This is a genomic window from Psychrobacter sp. FDAARGOS_221 (assembly GCF_002313155.2).
Lineage (GTDB): Bacteria > Pseudomonadota > Gammaproteobacteria > Pseudomonadales > Moraxellaceae > Psychrobacter.
The window spans coordinates 2,504,922-2,527,228 of the sequence record NZ_NWFK02000001.1 but is presented as its reverse complement, the minus strand read 5'-3'; the positions used below and the strand labels follow the sequence as shown (position 1 = coordinate 2,527,228).

19 protein-coding genes are annotated in these 22,307 nt (G+C 43.9%); 6 read left to right on the top strand and 13 right to left on the bottom strand.

Features of this window, described 5'->3' with window-relative positions:
- Positions 1-25 precede the first annotated feature (25 nt).
- The 4 genes from A6J60_RS10615 to A6J60_RS10600 form a co-directional block, all read right to left on the bottom strand.
- A complete protein-coding gene (locus tag A6J60_RS10615; RefSeq protein ID WP_227526128.1) occupies positions 26-409 on the bottom strand; it encodes an RnfH family protein in 384 nt (127 codons plus the stop codon).
- The gene (locus tag A6J60_RS10610; protein ID WP_227526127.1) at positions 406-1,515 is read right to left on the bottom strand and encodes a hypothetical protein; all 1,110 of its coding nucleotides are present in this window, start codon (positions 1,513-1,515) and stop codon (positions 406-408) included. The genes A6J60_RS10615 and A6J60_RS10610 overlap by 4 nt, the downstream gene beginning before the upstream one ends.
- Before the next feature lie 325 nt (positions 1,516-1,840).
- The gene (locus A6J60_RS10605; protein ID WP_096065964.1) at positions 1,841-2,506 is read right to left on the bottom strand and encodes a c-type cytochrome; all 666 of its coding nucleotides are present in this window, start codon (positions 2,504-2,506) and stop codon (positions 1,841-1,843) included.
- Positions 2,507-2,871: 365 nt separating this feature from the next.
- Positions 2,872-3,177 carry a c-type cytochrome gene (locus A6J60_RS10600; RefSeq protein ID WP_096065963.1) on the bottom strand — a complete coding sequence of 102 codons (306 nt, stop codon included), beginning with the start codon at positions 3,175-3,177 and terminating at the stop codon, positions 2,872-2,874.
- 803 nt (positions 3,178-3,980) lie between these two features.
- On the opposite strand from A6J60_RS10600, the gene yihA reads away from it, so the two are divergent.
- From yihA to lspA, 3 genes are all read left to right on the top strand, one after another.
- On the top strand, positions 3,981-4,715 hold the full coding sequence (yihA, locus tag A6J60_RS10595) for a ribosome biogenesis GTP-binding protein YihA/YsxC (protein WP_096065962.1): 735 nt from the start codon (positions 3,981-3,983) through the stop codon (positions 4,713-4,715).
- Between the two features lie 195 nt (positions 4,716-4,910).
- Entirely contained in the window at positions 4,911-7,769 is a 2,859-nt protein-coding gene (gene ileS / locus A6J60_RS10590) for an isoleucine--tRNA ligase (protein WP_096065961.1), read from the top strand.
- Positions 7,762-8,376: a signal peptidase II gene (gene lspA, locus A6J60_RS10585; protein ID WP_096065960.1), complete on the top strand. Its 615-nt coding sequence runs from the start codon at positions 7,762-7,764 to the stop codon at positions 8,374-8,376. Before ileS ends, lspA begins: the two co-directional genes overlap by 8 nt.
- A gap of 191 nt (positions 8,377-8,567) precedes the next feature.
- On the opposite strand, the gene A6J60_RS10580 is transcribed toward lspA, so the two are convergent.
- Positions 8,568-8,993 (bottom strand): DUF1294 domain-containing protein, encoded by a 426-nt coding sequence (locus A6J60_RS10580; protein ID WP_096065959.1) that lies wholly within the window; start codon positions 8,991-8,993, stop codon positions 8,568-8,570.
- A gap of 233 nt (positions 8,994-9,226) precedes the next feature.
- On the opposite strand from A6J60_RS10580, the gene A6J60_RS10575 reads away from it, so the two are divergent.
- On the top strand, positions 9,227-10,918 hold the full coding sequence (locus A6J60_RS10575) for an FAD-dependent oxidoreductase (protein WP_096065958.1): 1,692 nt from the start codon (positions 9,227-9,229) through the stop codon (positions 10,916-10,918).
- Here the strand turns inward: A6J60_RS10575 and A6J60_RS10570 are convergent.
- Positions 10,915-11,580, bottom strand: coding sequence for a TIGR00730 family Rossman fold protein (locus A6J60_RS10570; RefSeq protein ID WP_096065957.1), 666 nt, complete (start codon positions 11,578-11,580; stop codon positions 10,915-10,917). The two genes, A6J60_RS10575 and A6J60_RS10570, sit on opposite strands and share 4 nt — an antisense overlap.
- Before the next feature lie 556 nt (positions 11,581-12,136).
- On the opposite strand from A6J60_RS10570, the gene A6J60_RS10565 reads away from it, so the two are divergent.
- Positions 12,137-13,027, top strand: a complete 891-nt coding sequence (locus tag A6J60_RS10565) for an alpha/beta fold hydrolase (protein WP_096065956.1) — start codon at positions 12,137-12,139, stop codon at positions 13,025-13,027.
- Positions 13,028-13,072: 45 nt separating this feature from the next.
- Here the strand turns inward: A6J60_RS10565 and A6J60_RS10560 are convergent, their stop codons facing one another.
- Positions 13,073-13,825: a putative quorum-sensing-regulated virulence factor gene (locus tag A6J60_RS10560; RefSeq protein ID WP_096065955.1), complete on the bottom strand. Its 753-nt coding sequence runs from the start codon at positions 13,823-13,825 to the stop codon at positions 13,073-13,075.
- A gap of 196 nt (positions 13,826-14,021) precedes the next feature.
- Here A6J60_RS10560 and A6J60_RS10555 point away from each other — a divergent pair, with 196 nt between their 5' ends.
- On the top strand, positions 14,022-15,035 hold the full coding sequence (locus tag A6J60_RS10555; RefSeq protein ID WP_096065954.1) for a DUF1853 family protein: 1,014 nt from the start codon (positions 14,022-14,024) through the stop codon (positions 15,033-15,035).
- Between the two features lie 116 nt (positions 15,036-15,151).
- Here the strand turns inward: A6J60_RS10555 and bamB are convergent, their stop codons facing one another.
- The 6 genes from bamB to A6J60_RS10525 form a co-directional block, all read right to left on the bottom strand.
- Positions 15,152-16,306, bottom strand: coding sequence for an outer membrane protein assembly factor BamB (gene bamB / locus A6J60_RS10550; RefSeq protein ID WP_227526126.1), 1,155 nt, complete (start codon positions 16,304-16,306; stop codon positions 15,152-15,154).
- A 259-nt stretch (positions 16,307-16,565) separates the two neighbouring features.
- Complete coding sequence (locus A6J60_RS10545; RefSeq protein ID WP_096065952.1) at positions 16,566-17,459, bottom strand: YfgM family protein; 894 nt, start codon at positions 17,457-17,459, stop codon at positions 16,566-16,568.
- A 152-nt stretch (positions 17,460-17,611) separates the two neighbouring features.
- Positions 17,612-18,931: a histidine--tRNA ligase gene (hisS, locus tag A6J60_RS10540; protein WP_096065951.1), complete on the bottom strand. Its 1,320-nt coding sequence runs from the start codon at positions 18,929-18,931 to the stop codon at positions 17,612-17,614.
- 75 nt (positions 18,932-19,006) lie between these two features.
- On the bottom strand, positions 19,007-20,131 hold the full coding sequence (gene ispG / locus A6J60_RS10535) for a flavodoxin-dependent (E)-4-hydroxy-3-methylbut-2-enyl-diphosphate synthase (protein WP_096065950.1): 1,125 nt from the start codon (positions 20,129-20,131) through the stop codon (positions 19,007-19,009).
- Positions 20,132-20,288: 157 nt separating this feature from the next.
- Positions 20,289-21,134 carry a RodZ domain-containing protein gene (locus A6J60_RS10530; RefSeq protein WP_096065949.1) on the bottom strand — a complete coding sequence of 282 codons (846 nt, stop codon included), beginning with the start codon at positions 21,132-21,134 and terminating at the stop codon, positions 20,289-20,291.
- 230 nt (positions 21,135-21,364) lie between these two features.
- Positions 21,365-22,249, bottom strand: coding sequence for a tetratricopeptide repeat protein (locus tag A6J60_RS10525; protein ID WP_193778054.1), 885 nt, complete (start codon positions 22,247-22,249; stop codon positions 21,365-21,367).
- Positions 22,250-22,307: the final 58 nt, after the last annotated feature.

Here is a 22,307-nt window from a genome sequence, read left to right as displayed (position 1 = left end):
CCTTGTTGGTTTATGCCCGATAAACTTACTGCTTATTGGCTCTGCGCTTGCGCTTACGCATCGGGTCGATGGTTAGCGGTCTATATACCTCAATTCTATCATGCGCTTGCAATGGATAGCTAAGTAGCTTCTTTTGTGAAAACACACCCACAAACCACTGCTTGTTGTTTATCTCTGTGGCATCGCGTTGCGCTGCACACCACTGCTGCAGCTCAGGATATTGCTCAAGCCAGCCTGACTGCTGCAGTGCTTGATACAACTGTGTGCCTGGAGCAACTTGCATCTCTAGATAAAGCTGCTCATTTGCACTTGGTGCGTAGGCCAAGCTGATTGGTAGCGTTTCACCACTGCTTTGCTGCTGCGAGCTATTGCTATGACTGGCTTGCTGCATACTATCAAGATGACTCATGATGACAACCAACCAACAACGGCCACAATAATCAATAGCGGCGCTAAGATACGAATAGCAACACGCCACACGTTATAAATGGCTTCTGACTTAAAGTTTAACGATTTACGCATGTGACTGATCTTCATCTGCCACCCTGAGAAAATAGCCAGTATCAATGCGCTTATCACGCTCAGTACTACCAATAACACCGACAACACGCTTGGCGTTGCCAATAACACCATCAATACGCCAATAATAATGGTTATCAACGTGGCAATCCAAATACCAAAACGTTGGAAACGGGTCGCAATTTGGGTGCTGGCGTAATGCATAAAGAAGGCAGCGGCCACCAGAACACCAATAGCATAAACTAAGGTAGCTACCGGTGTAAGCGCACCAGTGCTAAAGATTAACGCCACACTACCAATGAAAAGCTGAGTTAGCCAAATCGGTAATACTGTTTTGGTTGCTATCTCACGGGTATTACGTCCCACCTCAGCACTGTGATTCGGATCAGGACTGACCAGCGGATTGTTAAACCAATATAAGCCAGTACCGACACCAACACTCACCAAGGCTAAGGTGACGGCTCTTGCCCACTCACCCAAACTTGGCTCTGTCATTACCAGTGCTAGTGAAGAGGCTTGCGATACCGCGCCCATCACAAAGGCAATCGCAATCAGTACCAAAGAGATAATTAAGGTACTACCACCTAGTAAGCTCAATAAGCCCGCAATCACCATCATCACTGCTGCCAAGGCAAAAGACGGCACTTGAAGATCCATGCCCAGTCTGCTGATGGCATCAAGTAAGTTTTCGCTGACCGCATCGATGCTTAAGCTGGCAATAACTAATGATAAAACAACCGTCAACCACACAAAGCTACGCCAAATAGTACTGGTGTCGGCTTGCCTGGTTAATTCCTGGATGCCTCGTGCTGGGGTCTTTTGACTGCGATGCGCCAGTCCAATCTCAGCATACAGCAGTGGCAAACCCACCACCAACATGGCAGCCAACCACATCAACCAAAAGTCTATCTGACCACTTGGCGTGGGTAAAAACCATCTAAACAGCAGTAAAGGCAATAGTGCAGCAATAAACAAAGAAGCAGAACGATTTTGCATGCGAATATCCATGGGTTAATGTTTTTATGATGACAATCTAACCGATTTTAGAGCATTAAATCAAATTGAGCATGAAATCAAATTGAGCATGAAATCAAATAAAGTCTGTAAACAATAAAACGCATAGGTTATGGCTCTCATTCAGCCAACTGTTTTACGACTGTATTCGTATTTGATTGTTGATAGTGATTGTTGGTCGTGATTATTAATGGGGTGTTGTGACCATTTCAACAAGCTCTCATAGCAAAAAACCCCGATGAACGGGGTTTTCATTATATGCGATACATATAAGCGATGATCTGACTCAATAATAGTGTCAGTCGGCTTAGTGAAGTGCACTCACGTACTGCGATAACATTTTGATGTCTTTATCAGAAAGTTTTGAAGCAACAATCTGCATCATGCCTTTATCGCCTGCTTTTTGAGCATCGTTCACACGCATTTGGTCTTTACCAACATCGTCTTCACGACCAGCAGCACGGAACATCTTAAGTTGTAGGCCAATGTACTCAGCGTGTTGACCACCGATACGAGGGAACGCGGCATAGGCGTTACCAGCACCTTTTGGATCATGACAGCCTGCACATGAGATAACGCCACGTGTTTTATCACCACCTAAGAATAGCTTGGTCGCTGCGTCTGTGGTCGCTGGGTTACCTGCGAAGGCGCCCCATGGCTTTTGTTGAGAGTAGTAACCAGCAACGTTCGCTAAGTCTTGCTCTGATAAGGTAGCAATCTGACCTTGCATGATACCGTTGACACGATATCCTGTTTTAAAGTCTCTCAACTGTTTGAATAAATAACGGATGTTTTGACCGGCTAGGTTAGGCTGTGTTGGAATAACACTCACCCCTGTAGCGCCATGACAGGCAGCACAGTTATTTTCAACTATCTTTTGTCCTGCCTCAACATCATATTTTGGCACAGTAATAACTGCATGGGCGCTGAGACTGGCAATACATAGGCTGGTGGCAACGAGCAATTTTTTCATTGTAGTCTAATCCTACTAAGTCTTTCAGGCGGTAGCTAAGTACTTATAACTTCAATAAGTGCCTATTATGTGGCAATTGTTAACATTGATAATTAAAAATAACAATTGTTAAGAATAATATAACACTAAGCGGTAAGCTATAACTACTCACTGAGAATATTTAATGCCATTATTATATCAATAGTTTTGTAAAAATAGCTAGCCATGAGTGACATATTAGTCAAAGCCTGTGTAAATATATTGCTATCAGTCACTTACACAGCAAAAAAGCCCTGATTTAATCAAGGCTTTTTGTTACTAATGACTTAAGGGTTTATATTTTTTCAAATAAATTTAGCTTATAAACCACTATTTAGATATAACCGCTACTTAGACATATATTCGATTAACGCTTTGTAGTCAGCATCACTACAGCTGCTGCACAGTCCACCCGCTGGCATTTGTGACATACCCTCTTTGACAGAGTCGACCAATGCTGGCATGCCTTTTTGAGCGGTTAATTTTTTCCACGTTGCGCTATCGCCTGTTTTTGGGGCGTTTAAGGCACCTGTAGCATGACAAGCGGCACAACTGTCTTCATATTGCTGCGCGACATTTGCAGTCGCTAGCACAGGGGCACTACTGACCAGTAGTCCGAAAAATAGCGGTGCTATTGCTTGCTTCAGTGTCATTTGTATTCTCCTTGCCTTTGATGTGTTGCGATTAGGCCCGTTGTTTAGGCTATCTAGCAACATCAACCAAGGTGATTATTTATCTTTAACTATAGTAATCAGTTGAATTTATTTAATAATGGGTTTAATCGTTAACTAAGCAGCTGGCTATGTCACTTCACTCGTGCTCTCTTGCTACACTTCTTATATCTCTTATATTTCAGTACAAGCGCACAAGAACGCACAAAAACTCAGTTAACACTCATTCACTAACTATTATTATGATGCTATTTGCTCAAATTTCAATACAATTAACATTAAAAGATATTGCTGTAATTAATCTGTTAGGCAACAATTAATGTCATAAGCTAATCAACATCAGTACAGCGTAAGTCATTATTAATATTAATTTAGTCGCTATTTATGAGTCACTGTTGTGAGTCACTAGTAGCTAATTAATATCCGTTATTATCACCCAAAGTTTATATTTAAATAAATTAAATATTACTAAACATATGGATATATTATTTAAATATTAATTAATAGTGTCTATTTTAAATAATTATTTGAAAAAAGCCTAGTATCGGTTACTATTTTTTACGTGTGCTTACCCGGCGGCTGCATTGTTTAGCATGTTAATTACAAATCTCAATCACTACATAGCACCTTTAATAGCGCACTTAAATCTGAGAAATAGCGCACTTTTTATTGCTAGAAAGCCAGTTTATCTAAGCAGTAGCCGACTTTATTACCAATAATTATCAATAATAGCTAAGAGTCGTTATAATGGGACTCTTAATTAAGTTAACATCCTGAGACACCCTATGAGTACCGCACCAAAATCGAAGAAAAAAGCCAAAGCACCAGAGTATGTTGCGCCAGAGTCAGCTACAGATTTATCGCATCTGTCTGCTAGAAAACGCTTAGAGCAAACTGAGTTTTTGATGTCTGCTCCGACCTTTAAACTGTGCCCGCCAGACGTGGGATATGAAGTGGCCTTTGCTGGACGTTCTAATGCCGGTAAGTCTTCTGCTATTAATGTATTGACCAATCAACGTCAACTGGCACGCTCGTCGAAGACACCAGGGCGCACGCAAATGATCAACTTTTTTACCATTGGTAATGAACAGACCCGTTTGGTCGATTTACCTGGTTATGGCTATGCGGCAGTGCCAGAAAAAATGAAACTGGTTTGGCAAACTGAGTTAGAAGAATACTTGGTGTCGCGTGAAAGTCTATCGGGCTTGGTGCTATTAATGGACAGTCGCCATCCGTTAAAGTTCTTTGACGAGCAGATGCTATTATGGGCAAAAGATGGTGAGCTACCGGTTCACGTGCTATTGACCAAAGCGGATAAATTCAAATACGGACCAGCCAAAAATATTTTGCTAAAGACCAAACGTGAGTTAGAAAAACTGGACCTACCCTTTAGTATCCAACTGTTTTCGGCATTGAAAAAAGAAGGTGTCGATGAGCTGGCTGAGGTTATGGGGCGCTGGTTACATATTGAAGAGCCTACAGACTCAAATAAAGATACGGATACAGGCTCAGCTGAATAAATTTATGCTAGCTTTAAGCACCAATAACGCTGATTACCCTTAACGTAGCTTTTATCTTATAATTGCTTGCGTTTTTATTTTATAATAACTTGCGACAAGCGTTACGCTAACCTAACAATAGACTGTAAGTATTGAACTTTTTACCCTAATTCAACCCATTAATTTAACTGACTAACTTTTGATAAGACGGCTTCTATGACTGATTCTACTAAGACAACTCCAGATTACCCTGACTATAAAGATACCCTCAACCTTGCAGATACCGCATTTCCAATGCGAGGCAATTTAGCTAAGCGTGAGCCTGAGTGGTTAAAGGCGTGGGAAGCGGATGATGTGTATGGCAAGATTCGCCAAGCAAAAGCGGGCCGTGAAAAATATATTTTGCACGATGGCCCTCCGTATGCAAACGGTCAAATTCACTTAGGCCATGCGGTAAACAAGGTACTAAAAGACATTATTGTTAAGTCAAAAACCTTATCAGGCTACGATGCACCTTACGTACCAGGTTGGGACTGTCATGGTTTGCCAATTGAGCAAAAAGTAGAAGCCAAAGTCGGTAAAGTCGGTCAAAAAGTTTCTGCGACTGAATTTCGTGGTCTGTGCCGTGAATATGCACGCAGTCAGATTGACATGCAAATGGCAGACTTTAAACGTTTGGGCGTATTCGGTGATTGGGACAACCCTTATCTGACCATGAACTTCCATCAAGAAGCCAACATCGTTCGTGCCTTGTCAAAAATCTATGCCAACGGTTATGTGACCCGTGGTATGAAGCCGGTCAACTGGTGTCTAGATTGTGGCTCTTCATTGGCAGAAGCAGAAGTCGAATACGAAGACAAGACCTCAGATGCTATCTATGTGGCCTTTGACCTAGTCGATCCTTCACAAGTATTGCCTGAAGGCAGCACAAGTGATGCAGCTGACAAAACATCAGCGGTTATCTGGACCACAACCCCTTGGACATTGCCAGCCAACCAAGCGATTGCGGTGAGTGCTGATTATGAATACAGCGTTGTCAAAACCAGTAAAGGCAACCTACTACTTGCCAGCGACCTAGTTGAAGACGCACTAAACGCTTTGGGCTTAGAAAATGAAGGTTTGGTTAATACCTTAACTGGTGACAAATTAGAGCTAATCAAAGCTCAGCACCCACTGATTGCTGATCGCCAAGTGCCTATCATTCTAGGTGACCATGTGACCACCGAAAGTGGTACTGGCTTAGTTCACACAGCCCCAGCCCATGGTGCCGATGACTATGTGGTAAGCCTGCGTTACGACCTGCCTGTGTTTAACCCAGTGGCCGGTAACGGTGTTTATTTGGATACCGCAGAAGTATTTGTTGGTGAGCACATCTATAAAGCACAACCAAAAATTATCGCCGCTCTAAATGAGACCGGCCATCTGTTAAAGCATTACAAAATGGAGCACAGCTATCCGCATTGCTGGCGCCATAAGAGCCCTATTATCTTCCGTGCGACGCCTCAGTGGTTTATTCGTATGGACCATCAGGTAGAAGGTCGTCATAACACTTTACGTCAGCAAACCATGCATGATATTCCAAATGTGACTTGGACGCCAGCTTGGGGCCAAAACCGTATTGAAGCGATGGTTGCCGGTCGTCCTGACTGGTGTATCTCACGTCAGCGTACTTGGGGCGTGCCGATTCCTTTCTTTATTCATAAAGATACCGACGAGCTACACCCAAATACCCTTGAGCTGATGGAAGATATCGCTCAATTGATCGAAAAAGGCGGCGTTGAGGCATGGTTTGAAGCCGATGCTGCTCAATTTATCGGTGATGATGCCGAATCTTACGTGAAGTCAACCGATACTCTAGATGTTTGGTTTGACTCAGGGACCACTCACTTTGCGGTACTTGAGCAAGATGACAGCTTAACCAATCCAGCTGACATGTACCTTGAAGGCTCGGATCAGCATCGTGGTTGGTTCCAGACCTCACTATTAACGTCAGAAGCCATGTATGGTCGCGCACCTTACAAGCAAGTGTTGACCCACGGCTTCGTGGTTGATGAAAATGGCCGTAAGATGAGTAAGTCTTTGGGCAATATCATTAACCCACAAGATGAAATTAACAAAACTGGCGCCGATATGCTGCGTATGTGGATTGCTGCCAGTGATTATCGTTACGAGATGAATGCCGGTAAACAAGCCTTTAAAGGCGCAACCGACATGTACCGCCGTATTCGTAACACCATTCGCTTCTTATTGGCCAACACCGATGACTTTAATCCAGAAAGCGATGCGCTGCCAATGGATGAGCTAGTGAGCTTAGATAAGTACATCATGCACAGAGCGCATACGATACAACAAGCGATCATCAGTGCGTATGATGCGATGGACTTCCACCAAGTTACACAGCAAGTCACTGCATTCTGCTCGCAGGATCTAGGCGGTTTCTACTTAGACATCATTAAAGACCGTCAGTACACCACTAAGGCAGACGGTGAGCCACGTCGCTCAGCACAGACAGCCATGTATCATATCGCACATGCCCTACTGCGCTGGATTGCGCCTATCTTAAGCTTCACCGCTCAAGAGGCATGGGAAGCGTTATTAAAAGAGCGTGCCACAGGCGATAACGCTTATGTGTTTACTCAAGATTGGTATGTACTGCCTGAGTTCAAAATGGACAAAATCAGCGAAGCCGATTGGACCCTGATTTTGGAAGCCAAAGATGCGATTAACAAGGTCATCGAGCACGCACGTGAGCAAAAGATTATCAATGCCAACTTATCAGCGGCTGTGACTATTTATGCTGCTGGTGACATTTATAACAGCTTAGCGAAGCTCGAAGATGAGCTGCGCTTTGTGTTGATTACCAGTGCCGCTAGCTTGCAAGCGTTAGAGGATGAACAAGGCGAAGCCACTGAGCTAGACAACTTACGTGTTAGTGTCGGCTCTGCTGAAGGCGAGAAATGTGTTCGCTGCTGGCATGTGCGTCAAGATGTCAATGCTGACCCAGCACACCCTGGCATTTGTACTCGCTGCGTAAGCAACATTGCAGGCTCAGGTGAGGTTCGCCACTATGCCTAACCCCGCAAATCCTGAGTCTAGACAGCCAGACCCAAGCACAACCAAGCCGGCCTATGTTACGCCAGAGCCTAGCCCCAATAAGCGGCCGAAGCTGATACCCAACGGCAGACAAGCGCTGTTGTGGTATGTGCTGTCTTTAATTGCAATTGGTCTCGATCAATGGACAAAATGGCTGGCAGATACTCGGCTTAACTTCCATGACCCGATACCTGTGATTGAGCCTTATTTGAACTGGACATTGGCATATAACTATGGCGCTGCGTTTAGCTTTTTGGCAGATCAAGGCGGCTGGCAGAAGTGGTTTTTTGCCAGTCTGTCATTTGTAATGTCATTATTCTTGCTGGTTTATCTAACCCGCGCGCCTCGTCAAGCTAAGCTGCTTAATGTGGGCTTAGCGCTGATTTTAGGCGGTGCTGTTGGTAATTTAATTGACCGCGTGCGCATTGGTAAAGTGATCGACTTTATCCATGTACATTATGCTGATGTCTGGCATTACCCTATTTTTAACGTGGCAGATATCGCTATTTGTACTGGGGTTGCCTTGGTCATTATTGACATGCTGTTTTTTGAAAACAAGCGCAATATCCAGTATCAGAAAGCAAATTAGCCGTTCAACCTTAGTGGTTAATAGCTACCTAGCGACAAACCAACTTGCAACAAACTAAAATACCGTCTATCACCCGTTTCACTGGGCTAATATAGACGGTATTTTTTATGGCGAATATAAATCGGTTATTAATTAAAGCTGAGAAATTTAAAGCTGCCGAATTTAAAACTGCCGAATTTAAAACTGCTAATTTAAAGCTGAGAAATATCACCGCCTGTAATGATATAAAACAATCCTGCCAAATTAATAATAACGGTCAGATAATAGGTCATACGAAACTCTGGCTTTTGGGTTTTATGACGTAATCTATTTTGCGCCAACATCGCCCCAACCCAACCTCCAAGGACACTGAGCAGATGCAAAGTTGCTTCCGGTGTACGCCAGCGCCCTTGCTGCGCTGCCTTTTTGTCTTTGGCATAGACAGCATAAGTCACCACACCCAAAGCCACATACCAACCGGCGACCAATAGGCTAATACTGCCAGAAATTACCAAGATAGCCAGTACCACATAAAACCCGATCGTCACTAACAGCTGCTGTTTTTGCTGTTGTGAAAAGCTTTTTTGGCGGCGTGATCTTTTTGAGTGTTGTTGTTTTGATTTGTTGCGTTTGGTCATTATTTTCTCATTAGCATCTAAATATTTATTATACTCTGCCAGTGTAGCGGTTTGTTAGCCGTACTCACTTTGAATCTTGCAACTTAGCGCAATCATCACCATAAACTAGTCATAGCCGCACTGGCTTTATCCTATTTTTATTAAATTATTTTTGTTGTTAAAACACAACTTTAGAACATAACACACGATTCACTCTATTGTGCAAAAACCAAATAATAACTGCGTTAAATATAATGATAAATACAACCCCTAAGGCCTCAATCATGGATGCTGATGTACACACCAAGTTAACACAGACTGACGCACCCGACCACGCTCACTCACCTATTAAAGTGGGGATTATCGGCGGCGGTGTTGCCGGATCGACTATTGCCATTCGTCTAGCTGCATTAGGCATAGACACTTATTTGCTCGAAAGCAAAGCCAGCTTAATCGATGGTCCGCCCATGTGTCACTTGCACGCTGGCGGCAATCTGTATCGTGAAATTCCAGACAGTGACTGTGTTGAGCTATTAAAGCAATCCATCGATATGCTGCGCCTATATCCTTATAGTATTGATGTACGCCCTACGGTATTTGCAGTTCCTACCCGTGATGACGGTGACCCACAAGACCTATTGCCTCGGTTAGAACTGCTTACTCAAGAATATCAGCAGATGATCGATGATGACCCAGCCAATAAGGTATTGGGTGAGCCAGAAGACTATTATCGTTTGTACCAGCGTGACCAGCTTGAAGCGCTTATCGCTGAGTCTAATTCAGACAGTGATAATAAGTCGGTTGAGCACGCTAACCCTAAAGATAAAATGGATGATTGGGTGACAGCGGCTGCACAGCAATTAGATTTGGATAAATTAAAATTCCCACTTATCGTGGCGCAAGAATATGGTTGGAATATCTTCCGCTTAGCGGCTTCGGCGCAGCTGGCACTTAAGTCTTATCCTAATGCTCATTTATTGTTAAACACCCAAGTGGTTGATGTCACTCAAACAGACAGCAGCAACGACAACCATAAAAAATGGCAGCTGCACTATCGAACCAATCAAACAGACGCTTCTAAAACAGTAGCTGATACAGAGTCAACTAGCGCCTCACAACCACAACTGTTAGAAGTGGATTATTTAATCAACGCTTGTGGTTTTCGTACCGGTGTGATCGATAATATGGTCGGTGTCTCCGCTGAGCGCATGGTTGAGTTTAAAGCCTCTTATGTTACCCATTGGGATCGTAATGACAACTCAGGCAACGATATAAGCTCAAACTCAAGCACGGATACTCAAACCAGTAACAGCAATCACCGCAAATTACCTGAGATTATTATTCATGGCACACGCGGTACGCCGCAGGGCATGGTGCAACTGACACCCTACCCTGATGGCTACTATCAAATTCATAGCATGAACAAAAAGGTGACCCTGTTTGATGATGGTCTGGTTGCTGCCACCAAGGATGATGCTCAGCCTGAGCTGAAAGATAAGTATATAGACTTTATTGACGAGGGTTGGAATCCAAAAACCTTACAGCAGCGCAGCCAACGTGCCATAGAACAGGTCAGTGAATTTGTGCCGCGTTTTGCTTCAGCCAAACCGACTCAAAATGCACTCTATGGCGGTCAACAAATTCCTGGTGACAATGATACGTTGCGCGTCGCTGATATCAGTCTTTACCCAGAACAGCATTACGCGCGTGCAGAAAACGTAAAGGCCTCTTCTGCTTTAGAGGCCTCTGATGATTTGGTACGACAGTTGCAGCAGCAACAATTGATTGGTGCTGTTGAGTCACAAAACAAGGCCCGCCATCAGCATCAATGGCACTATCTACAACAGGTAGATAAAGCCATTATTGACCAACTGGCTGAGCAGTTAACGAAGCAGCGCGCATTCCCACTGCCAATGGCAGGTGTAGTAACCCCTTACCAGCCCTAGATTTTGTGGGTTGCTATCGGGTCATGAATATGCACGTATTTATTTAACAACTCGATTGCTGAGTCGATGTCATTGCACACCACCAATCTGTCTAGATCTTGTTGCTTCATAAAGCCTTCTTCGGTGGTGTGCTTTAAGTGCGCGATTAACGGATCATAGAAGCCATTGATATTTAAAATAATCATTGGCTTTTCGTGTTGATACAACTGACGCCAAGTGGCAATTTCCATAATCTCTTCAAGCGTACCCAGCCCGCCTGGTAGAGTGATAAAGGCATCTGCATATTCTGCCATGATGGCCTTACGGGTGTGCATGGTATCGGTCAGATGCAAGCTGGTCAGCCCATCGTGTGCAATTTCGTGATCTAGCATGAAGGTTGGAATCACACCGACCGCTTGTGCACCGCCTTTCACCACAGCATCGGCTACTGCACCCATCAAACCAATACTGGCACCGCCATAAACCAATCCCATATCATTTTTGGCCAGTGCAGCACCCAGCTCTTTGGCTGCTTGTTCATAAACAGGATTGTTGCCAGTACGCGATCCGCAGTAGACCGCCACTAAAGGCTGAGTGATATCTGATTTATCCACTGCATCGCTAACGTTGACCACATCTTTACTGGTGATGGTTTTATAGCTTGGTTTTGCCGCTTGTGTCATAAAGTTCTGCCCCCTTTAAGGGTAAATGGGTTACCTAAGTAAGATAGGTATGGATTAAATAGTGTGTGTTTATAATAAATAGATAGAGACTCATTATAATAACATACCCAAAAAGATTGGCATTTATCACTATGTATTTTTTAATTATCACCACGTTGATTTGTTATTAACTTTTTTTGCCCTTTTAATCACTCTATCGCAAGATATATCAAGCAATTTGCATTCAATCAATTTGCTGGTCATTAATCATTATCACCTAGTCTGTTATTGTTATACATCGACCTACACTAAACCCATCCATTATCAATCGATGATTATCAAACAATAATGAACAGTGGGTTTCTAATTGCTACTATAAATGACTGTTTAAATCTCTTATGATATCAAGCGTCTGTAACCGCTTACAGCCCCTATTAATCCTAACAAAACCAAACAGCCGTTTGCTAAAACTGTTTAGCAGCCCTTTTTAATAAGACGGTTTAATTTTAGCTGTTTATTAGGATAGCCCATAACTGTTGCACTTTGACTTGTCATACACATTTACAGGGTAGTTTATATGACTCACAATACCAGCACATTGACCATTATCACCGAGCGCAATCAGCCACTCACAGCTAGCATCTACACCCCTACCGGCAAAGGCCATGATGACATAAAAGACGCCATTATGATTGCCCCCGCAACCGGTATCAAACGTCTGTTTTATAAAAGCTTTGCCAGCTATTTGGCCAGCCAAGGCTTTGGGGTCATTACCTATGATAATGAAGGTATAGGCGACTCATTGACCTGCCCGTTGCCCAAATGCGATGCGTCGTTAATCAGTTGGGGTCGTCACGATGCTACGGCGGTACTTGAAGCACTACAAGATGAGTTCCCCAATGCCAACTATCATTTAGTCGGTCACAGTGCCGGCGGACAGCTCATTGGTCTGATGCCAAACTATCAAGCATTAAGCTCGGTAGTAAATGTGGCCTGCTCTTCTGGTCGTATTAAGAATATGGACATGCCATTTAAAGCCCAAGCCATGGTATTTATGGATGGCGCGATTACCTTAGGCAATCTACTATTGGGCTACACCCCTTCTGATAAATTTGATATGGGTGAGCCACTGCCGCGCGGCGTGGCCAAACAATGGCGTGATTGGTGTAATGGCAAAGGCTATATCAAGACCGCTTTTGGCAAAACCGTATTCACCCATTATTATGATGAATTTGCGGCACCATCACTGTGGTTAAACTTCACAGATGACGACATCGCCAATGCTAAAAATGTAGATGATATGTTGGCTGTATTTACCGCCATGCCGGCCGAAAAACGCATGATGACACCACAGCAGTTTGGCTTAAAGCATATCGGGCATATGAAGTTCTTTAGCAGTAAAACCCATGCTAAAGCGCCGGAGCTATGGCAAATGGCTACCGATTGGATTCAGGCGCATAGCAAATAGAGGTACATTGCGAATAGAAAGACTGCTTATATAATCCATTACAGCTTATTCATCTCGTACTTCATTTTCATTTAATACATCGTCTTGTTTTAATGCAGCATCTTGCTGACGCAGGCGCTGCTGTAATGCCGAATAAAGCGCTGGTGTTAAGCTGTCTATATTGCCCAGCATCCATTTAATATAGCCAATAGGCACACTACTGATAAGCTGCCCTTTATATTTGCCAAAGGGCATTTTTGCCAGCGGCTTAGCAGTATTAGAAATACGGTGCGCTGCCTCAAAATCTGTTGGTTCAATATTCAAACGCTCGCAACAGGCTTGGTATAACAAATAGCACATACGTGCATCGCCCAGTGCATCATGCGCCAATGCGGTCATACTGGCCGCCTGTTGCTTCCCAATCAGCTGCTCGATACATCGAGACTGTGAATAGCCCTGCCACTCTGGAAACGCAGCGCGTGCCATACGCACTGTACATATCAGCTTCACTGACGGACGGCCGATAACACCCCAGTCAAAACGTACATTGTGCCCAATAAGATAGTCGCTTAATTGAAACTTCTCTAGTTGAAATCGAGGACATCCTGCGACATCGGCATCGGTGATGCCATGAATCTTAGTCACAAAAGCAGAGATTGGACGCCCACTATTAAAATACGACATCCACTCTTGCCCGGTCAGCACATCTATGGTCGCAACTTGCACTGGCCTTGGATCACGACCCTGATCGGTTTCAGTATCTATAACTAAGCCGGTTGCAGACAGCTGTTCAGCATTATTTGATGCGATTGACTTCATATTGGTCTTCTTGGTTGATTATTACTTTTCATTGATTAGAGCTTGTCATCGATAGTTACTTGTCGCTGATTATTATGCTTGGTTAATGATTGTTTTTGGTTAACGTAGTTCTTGAAGGGTTATTGTTGGGGGTTATAAGTTGTTATACTCAGTTAACGCTTATCAGCAACTACCACTCTAACAAATTTGTTTTTCTATGAATACAGATAATGATACCCCTTGGGAAGCCTATCGACGTCCATTTGTACGTGACTTGGCGTTTGCACTGGCCTGTCCCGATGCGCTAAAGCGTTGGCAGTCGCCCGAGCCTAATTTGGCGTCGCCGCCTATTTTTGTGCATGAGCCAAGCTTTTGGCAAAGTCAGTTTCAGCGTTATGCGCAGCGTTTGCAGCAGCTTGATAATACTAATGCCTATCAGGATCTAACCCGTTACTTGATGTCCCGACCTAGCCCGTACCGATTGGGTTTCCACTTTGAAGGGCTGATCCATTTTTGGCTTGAAGATGGCTACCGACTTGGGCTACATCCCTATGAAGTGGTGGCACACAATGTGCAGCTGTATAACGGTATGCAGACCACAGGTGAGTTAGATTTTATTTTGCGCAATCATGACACCGATCAAATCGAGCATTGGGAGCTGGCAATTAAGTTTTATTTAGGCTCAGCGCCTTATGACTATGTGAATTGGGTGGGTATTAACTCGCGTGATAATTTAGAGCGCAAGCTGATACATATGCAAAGCAAGCCGTTTCGTAGTGTCTGGGTGGACTTAGACGGCTACCATAAGATTAAGATTGATAAGCGCTATGTGGTACTTAAAGGTCGCTTTTTTCAGCCCGCTCATCAATCAAGTGATCAAGCAACTGATCGAGCGTTTGTCCGACCTGAGTGGCTAAATGACAGCTTCCCTATGCACCGCTGGCATCGTCTGCATAATCGAAGTGACTGGGAGGCCTTACATCAAGATACACTGGATAAAGAGGCGCTACGCCCAGCGCATTATATTGAATGGTTTACTCAGCGCCACTTCTATGATGCCAGCTTTCTGGCTAGCAGACCGCTGCCTTTAGATCCTAGCTTAGATAAAGATGAGTTGCGCCGGCGCCGCTATCGTTTGGCACACTGGCCTTATCAGCCATTAGAGTTTGAGGATATAGATACCAATTTATATATGAAGCATGCTGAGCCAGTAGTATTGGTAGTTGATTAGACAGCTTAATCACTAATCTACGTGAAAAAGCTTAATATTTAGCCCTAAAAAAAGAACCACTATCAGTGATAGCGGTTCTTTTTTATTGAAACAAGCTTGGATTTAAGTGGCAAATATTAGCGAAGTTGACGCCAAACCGATACTTGTCCAGACTGTGTTTGGGTTAATAGATAACCGTTAACAAAGGTTAATTTATTGATAGCACCTTTTGATTGAGTGCGGCTAACAATACGACCATCTTGTGGAGATAAGAAGTGAACCACTCCCTCTAAATCACCAATTGCGATATAGTTGCCCACACGCTCAGGGTTACTTAGCTTACGATATGCCAAATCGTTGTTTTCCCAAAGCAGATCACCAGACTGACGGCTAAATGCTTTTACTGCGCCATCTAAGGTCGTGGTAATCACGGCATCATTGGTCACTGCTAAACGGTTTCTGCTAGCTGCATCTTGAATAAAACCAACCTGACCACTGGCCAAGTCTGCCGCTAATAGCTGACCACTGTAGCTCACAGCAAATAGTTGACCTTGATCGACCGTTGGCGTGCCATCAATGTCTGTCATGCGCTGAATTTCACTGGCACCGGTTGGTACACCGACACGGCGGTTCCACTGTGGAATACCCGACTCAATGTCCACACCATGCAAGCGCCCATCAGCACTGGCAAGTAAGGCTGTTTGGTTATTCAGCAATGTCGGCTTAGCAGTACCACGCACACTGATGCTTGGTGACTGAGTCGCAAACTGCCAAATAGTGTCGCCTGTCTGCAATGATAAGCCATACATAATGCCATCATTGCCCGACAAGATAACTCTATTGTTATGAATTAACGCTGGGGCTAACACCGTACCATCAATCTTGTTTTGCCATTTAATTGAGCCATCTGCGCTATTAAAGGCTATCACGCGTGCAGACTTAGTAGTAACGACTGCTGTCTGACTGGCACCATCAAAAGCAACACCACCAACGATGTCTTCTTTTAAGTCGGCTTCCCATAGCTTTTGTCCAGCAATGTTATAGCTTTCAACATTGCCTGAGCTACCTGCCACAACCAATTGCTGACCGTCAAAACCGACTTCGAAGCGATTCACTTCTGCCAGTTTTGAGCGGTTGTTAATTGAAGTCTGGAACACAGGCTCAACGATAGATACTGACTCAGCTATTTGAGTCAATTTAGTGGGCTTATGAACTTCAGGCTTAATTGTTTTACCGCAAGCAGATACCAAGGCAACGGCCGCACATAATAAACCAATTTTGGATACTTGCATCAAACTGTTAACAGCTTTTGCTCGTGAGGGTTGGATAGTGTTGTTATACATAATTTGGTCAGCTCAATCAGGTTAAAAGTCATAGCACGTTCATCATTTGGTATCGGAGGTGCTAATCAACTCGTTGTGTATTTATAGCAAATTTGGTTGTAAACAAAAAGTCTAATCTGTGTTATCTAATTTATTTTAAAAGCAATCTCAATCGCACATAAGGCGTTACAAGGTTATGTCGCATATGCATGTAACGCCTGATGACAACTTATTGCGCAGCTTCAGTCGCCTCGTCACCTTCAGCAGCAGTTTGTGCTTCAGTATTTTGAGTAGCTTGAGTGTCTTGTGCTGCCGGCGCTTCTTCAGTTGCCGCAACAACCATTTGATCTAAGTCAGCACCCGCTTGCGCTTGCTGAGCTTCCATATTGGCTTGCATCGCAGCTTGATTAACCACTTGTGCTTCAGGCTCAATCGGCTCAGGCGCAACACCTAAGCTTTCCAGTTTTAAGTATAAAAATGGACGATTTTCATTGCGCTTAGATAAGATGCTCCATGCATTTTGATAAGCACGTATCGCTTTTTCTTGTTCTTTTTGAGCCAAGAAGATATCACCTAGCAGCTCTTGCTGAGTTCCTTCAAAGGCAACAGGCACATCTTTTGATGCTTCTGTTAATGCTTCATCAACATTACCATTAGCCAGTAACACAGTGGCATAGCGCAGCTGAGTAATAGAATGTAGGCCGGCATCTTGCAGGTCAATCTCTAATGCTTTTTTCAGCGCAGCCAAAGCGGTGTCATTATCTTTAGCATCAACCGCATTACGTGCTTTGATCATTAGCGCCTGCCAGGCATAGACCGTCTTACCATGCTCTGCAACCAAAGCATCAATGTCTTTATTTAATTTAGCAGAGGCTTCAGCATCAATTTCTGGCGTACTGTGCAAGTTATCATTCGCGGTTTCAATGGCGGCATATTTATCAGCCGCTACCGTATCTGCCTTCATGCCAGAATTTTGTAGATAGTTCCAACCAAAATAGCCGATTAACGCAATCAAAATGGCGCCAATGATATAACCAGCAGACTTCTTTAATTTCTCAATTGACTGAGTGTCTGCATTGGGATCATGCTGCTCTGGAGTAGCGGGATTGGGACGTTTGGCCATAAATCTACCTAATATATGTTAATTGGCTATTATCAAAAGCGAGTATTAAAAAAAGAGCGTGTATTAAAAAATTAGTTTCAAAAGCAGCCCATCAATGCGTTGATGGTGATTGTCATGCTTATACGTTTAAATAGCTCTATCTGCTCAAGCGGTTATACACTAAAGTTTTGCGCGTCATGTAGCCACAGTCTGTCTTGACTGCTTTGCTCACCGGTTTGCATATCTTTAACGCTGATGCGATTGGTATCAATTTCATCTTGTGCCAAAATCACCGTCAGTTTTGCGCCCGACTTATCGGCCTTTTTCATTTGCGCTTTTAAGCTACTGGCACTGGCCATCTTAACGCGCAAATCGTGACGCTCGGTGCGTAATGACTGAGCATAAATCAAGCCTTGGTCATACACATCGGGGTGCACCACCACAAAGATATCACAGGCAGGCTCTTCTGGCATTGGGTTAACGGCTTGCACTAATAACAACAAGCGCTCAAGTCCCATTGCAAACCCTACTGCTGGATCTGATTTAACCGGTTTTGCATTATCCGCAGACTTTTTGGCTTGGCCAATAGACTTTAGCTGACCGATAAGACCGTCATAGCGACCACCCGCACATACCGTTGCTTGTGAGCCTAACTTGTCAGTAACCCACTCAAATACTGTCTTATTATAGTAATCCAATCCACGTACTAGCTTAGGATTGATGACAAATTCAATGCCTAGCGCGGTTAAATAACGCTGCAGTTTTTCAAAATCTGCACGGCTTTGTTCACCCAAGAAGTCTGCTAGACGTGGCGCATCAGTTAATAATGCCTGCGTATTTGGGTCTTTACTGTCTAAGATACGTAAAGGATTGGTTGTCAATCGGCGCTGGCTGTCGGCATCCAGCTGATCTTTTTTATCAGTTAAGAAATCAACCAAAGCGGCACGATAAGCATGACGCTCATCAAGCTCACCGAGACTGTTAATCTCTAAGGTTAATTCATGATCAATACCCAAGCGCTGCCACATCATATAGGTCATCGCAATCAGCTCGGCTTCGACATCGACATGCTCGCTACCAAAGGCTTCAACACCTAATTGATGGAACTGACGATAACGGCCTTTTTGTGGCTGCTCATAACGGAACATTGGGCCCATGTACCACAGTTTAGGGTTATCACCGCGTAATAAGTTGTGCTCAATCACTGCACGTACTGCACCCGCCGTACCTTCTGGGCGAAGGGTAATCGGAGTCGGAGGATCTGATTTATCGGTAAAGCTAAACATCTCTTTTTCAACGATGTCAGTTGCATCACCGATGGCACGGGCAAACAGCTGCGTTTCTTCAACAATAGGCAGACGAATTTCTTCGTAGCCAAACTGATCCAACACGCTGCGCAGCGTGCTTTCTAAACGGCGCCAAATTCCACTAGCCTGACTGCTTGACGTTGCAACGTGCAGGATGTCATTAAACCCTTTGATTGACTTAATCATATAATCGCCCAGTTTTTATAATCTTTAGTATTTCAATTTGTTATTCAGTTATGCAAACGGTTTTGCCCTACTGTCTTATTTACCGCCATCCACACGTAATATCTCATTGGCCGCTTGTGCTTCTGCTTTCGCCACACGCTCACGTACCATTTTTTCAATATTATCAACCAAAGTAGTGGTATCAATTAAGTGGCTTTTTTGACCTTCTAAATATACCAGTGAATTTGGAGAGGCACCAACCACACCGATATCACTCTCTTTGGCTTCACCAGGACCATTGACCTTACAGCCAATGACCGATACATCCATCGGCACGCGCACATCTTCTAAGCGGGCTTCTAGCTCATTCATTACCCCAATCACATCAAATTCTTGACGTGAGCAGCTTGGACAAGCAATAAAGTTAATGCCGTTGGCACGTATGCCCAATGATTTTAAGATATCAAAGCCAATTTTAATTTCATCTTCTGGCTCTGCGGCTAACGAAATACGAATGGTATCGCCGATGCCATCTAGTAATAAGCCGCCCAATGCGATCGCTGATTTAACAGTACCTGTGCGATAAACACCTGCTTCGGTCACCCCTAGATGTAGTGGGTTATCGATTTGTTGTGACAATAGACGATAAGCATCTAAGGTCAAAAACACATTACTGGCTTTTACCGATACTTTATATTGATCAAAGCTTAAACGATCTAAGATATCAATATGGCGCATGGCAGACTCTACCATTGCCGCCCCAGTCGGTTCTTTATACTTACGCTGAATCTCTTTTTCTAATGAACCGGCGTTTACCCCAATACGGATTGGAATATTGTGGTCACGGGCACTGGCAACCACTTCACGCACCTTGGCATCATTACCAATATTACCTGGGTTAATACGTAAGCAGTCAGCACCGGCTTCTGCAACCGCTAATGCAATTTTATAGTCAAAGTGAACGTCGGCAATCAGCGGGATATCAACCCGTTTTCTAATCTCAGCAAAGGCAGCGACCGTGTCCATGGTTGGGGTCGATACGCGCATCATATCGGCGCCTGCATCAACACAACGCTCAATCTGTGCGACTGTCGCATCCACATCACACGTATCTGTGTTGGTCATACTTTGGACGCTTATAGGCGCATCACCACCGACAGCCACATCACCGACATATATTTTTTTGGTTTCACGACGTTTAATTGGAGAGGGAGTTGACATAAAGCTTCTCAGTTAACTGATACATGTATTTAAAAGGGGTCGACTCATAACAGGCTAACCATTAAGAGTCTTACTAACTCGTTAGCGGCTTGTTTATTAGCCAGCACAAGATTGTGCCAGCCAATAAGTATAGCAGTGGATTATGACGCTAAGCTGATTACGGCGCTAAAGTAAAGTTGGCAGCACCATTTTCGATATAATCGTTTAATTGTACCGGTGTGCCATTTAAGTTTAAGGTCGCACTAGAGGCTGGATTAATCTTAATATTAAACGGTGGTTGACCTGATAACTTATAGCCGCCTCTAGGTTGCTCGCCGGCAATCAAGGTTTGGCCTGAAGCGTCTACCACATTTAGCTGCGTATCACCTTGAATCCAAAAGTCTAGTGTCGCTGACTGTGCGGCATCATCACCAACACCAATCGCTGAACCACTATTACTTAGCGCACCCGTGGTATTAATTGCGGCACCGGCTGATTGTTCGCTATCTGACAATTCATCGGCTAGGCTGCTGTTGTCTTGTTGATCATTGGTTGCAGACGCATCTTGAGCATTAGACACGGTACGAATTAAAAATACCGCTAAGATAATCAGACCAATCACACCCAATACCAATAATGGATTGATGCGGATAGAACGTCTACCTTCACGCTGCAAGGTGCCCATTGGCTTCAATGGCGACTCAATGTCATCGACGCTTTTTCTTTTTAGCTCATCAGGATAGTTACGATTAAAGCTCTCTGCGACCTGCTCTGGATCTAAACCCAAAAACTTGGCATAGTTGATGACAAAACCACGCGCAAACGCCATTTGTGGCAGCTCTTTAAAGTCTTCAGCTTCAATGGCTTCTAGGTGACGACGCAAAATAAATAGCTCGCCTGCCACGTCATCTAAGGTTAGGTTTTTGTTGATACGTGCTTGCTTTAGTCGATTACCGAATGAACCGAAATTTTGATTAGATGTGTCGAAGTTCGGGGTTGACGATTCTTTATTATCTATGTCCATGATGCCTCTGGGTTACGAATCCAAACGATTAGCTGGGTCATGTTAGTGATCTAGCAACAGATATCATCCCTGCTAAATCGGCTAAGTCATGAGTCAGCGAGCCGCTGTCGAGAAAGTTATGTTTTATTATAAATCAATCAGTTTACTGTGTGTCATATGCTTAGACTGAGCAAATACCGCAAGCCACGCTTTAATGCCTGCATTTGGCTGCTATATTTCATAATCTAGGCTTAACTGTCCGCACTTAATTGACTCAGTCGAATACCTTGCGAGACGATGCGAGGATGACGGTTAGGCTGATCATTTAACAATATTAACAGCTCATTATACAAGTTTTTTGCCTGTTCGACTTGTTTACTGTCAATCAATATGTCGATCAATTCTATATGAGCGGTAATATTACCACGCTCACTGCCAAGCACTCGAACAAAAGTATCGGTTGCCAACTGGCGATCACCTACTTTTAACGCGGTTAAGCCTAAGTTCTCTAGCGCACCAATGCGGCCATAATAACCTAGCGCTGAGCCCGCGATTTTAAAGTGCTCTATCGCCTGTTGCGGTTTTCCAACTTTTGACAAATAAACGCCATAGTTGTTATGTGCCTGCATAAACTGAGCATCAAGCGCAATGGCTTTTAAAAAGTAAGCCTCAGCGTTAAGCAAATTGTCAGCGCTGCCTTCTTGCTGCAACAACACGCCCATCATATCATAAGCCGGTGCATAGTCTGCATCCGCATTGAAGGCCATTTGCAATTGGCGACTGGCCTCATCAAGTTGGCGATCGCGCAGGTATTGCGCTGCAATTTGGGTTCTAATTTCAGCGGCTTGTTGCTGATTGCTTTTAGTCCCTGATTTAGACCGATTGCTTGCCGTTATGTTTGTGTTATTCAGACTGCTTGCATTCGGCTGCCCAGCTGTCTGAGACGTTACTTGAGAATCAAAGCCATTAACAGATGAGTTGGTTTGGCAACCTAATAACGGAACACCCAACAGGATACTGGCTGTTAATATTAATCGTTTAAAACTATGCCTCGGTTTAAACTCAAGCGTATTATACTGATAACGTCTGGCTTCCTGACAGCTGTCATGCCTGTCATACTCATTATTAACAGTCATTGATTGGCCATCCTAGCCTTGCTCATGTCTTATCCTAAGTTTATTGATCGATAAAGAT

Coding starts and splice junctions, on each gene's coding strand:
- A6J60_RS10615 (WP_227526128.1), bottom strand. CDS start 409: ATGAGTCATCTTGATAGTATGCAGCAAGCCAGTCATAGCAATAGCTCG.
- A6J60_RS10610 (WP_227526127.1), bottom strand. CDS start 1,515: ATGCAAAATCGTTCTGCTTCTTTGTTTATTGCTGCACTATTGCCTTTA.
- A6J60_RS10605 (WP_096065964.1), bottom strand. CDS start 2,506: ATGAAAAAATTGCTCGTTGCCACCAGCCTATGTATTGCCAGTCTCAGC.
- A6J60_RS10600 (WP_096065963.1), bottom strand. CDS start 3,177: ATGACACTGAAGCAAGCAATAGCACCGCTATTTTTCGGACTACTGGTC.
- yihA (WP_096065962.1), top strand. CDS start 3,981: ATGAGTACCGCACCAAAATCGAAGAAAAAAGCCAAAGCACCAGAGTAT.
- ileS (WP_096065961.1), top strand. CDS start 4,911: ATGACTGATTCTACTAAGACAACTCCAGATTACCCTGACTATAAAGAT.
- lspA (WP_096065960.1), top strand. CDS start 7,762: ATGCCTAACCCCGCAAATCCTGAGTCTAGACAGCCAGACCCAAGCACA.
- A6J60_RS10580 (WP_096065959.1), bottom strand. CDS start 8,993: ATGACCAAACGCAACAAATCAAAACAACAACACTCAAAAAGATCACGC.
- A6J60_RS10575 (WP_096065958.1), top strand. CDS start 9,227: ATGATAAATACAACCCCTAAGGCCTCAATCATGGATGCTGATGTACAC.
- A6J60_RS10570 (WP_096065957.1), bottom strand. CDS start 11,580: ATGACACAAGCGGCAAAACCAAGCTATAAAACCATCACCAGTAAAGAT.
- A6J60_RS10565 (WP_096065956.1), top strand. CDS start 12,137: ATGACTCACAATACCAGCACATTGACCATTATCACCGAGCGCAATCAG.
- A6J60_RS10560 (WP_096065955.1), bottom strand. CDS start 13,825: ATGAAGTCAATCGCATCAAATAATGCTGAACAGCTGTCTGCAACCGGC.
- A6J60_RS10555 (WP_096065954.1), top strand. CDS start 14,022: ATGAATACAGATAATGATACCCCTTGGGAAGCCTATCGACGTCCATTT.
- bamB (WP_227526126.1), bottom strand. CDS start 16,306: ATGCAAGTATCCAAAATTGGTTTATTATGTGCGGCCGTTGCCTTGGTA.
- A6J60_RS10545 (WP_096065952.1), bottom strand. CDS start 17,459: ATGGCCAAACGTCCCAATCCCGCTACTCCAGAGCAGCATGATCCCAAT.
- hisS (WP_096065951.1), bottom strand. CDS start 18,931: ATGATTAAGTCAATCAAAGGGTTTAATGACATCCTGCACGTTGCAACG.
- ispG (WP_096065950.1), bottom strand. CDS start 20,131: ATGTCAACTCCCTCTCCAATTAAACGTCGTGAAACCAAAAAAATATAT.
- A6J60_RS10530 (WP_096065949.1), bottom strand. CDS start 21,134: ATGGACATAGATAATAAAGAATCGTCAACCCCGAACTTCGACACATCT.
- A6J60_RS10525 (WP_193778054.1), bottom strand. CDS start 22,249: ATGACTGTTAATAATGAGTATGACAGGCATGACAGCTGTCAGGAAGCC.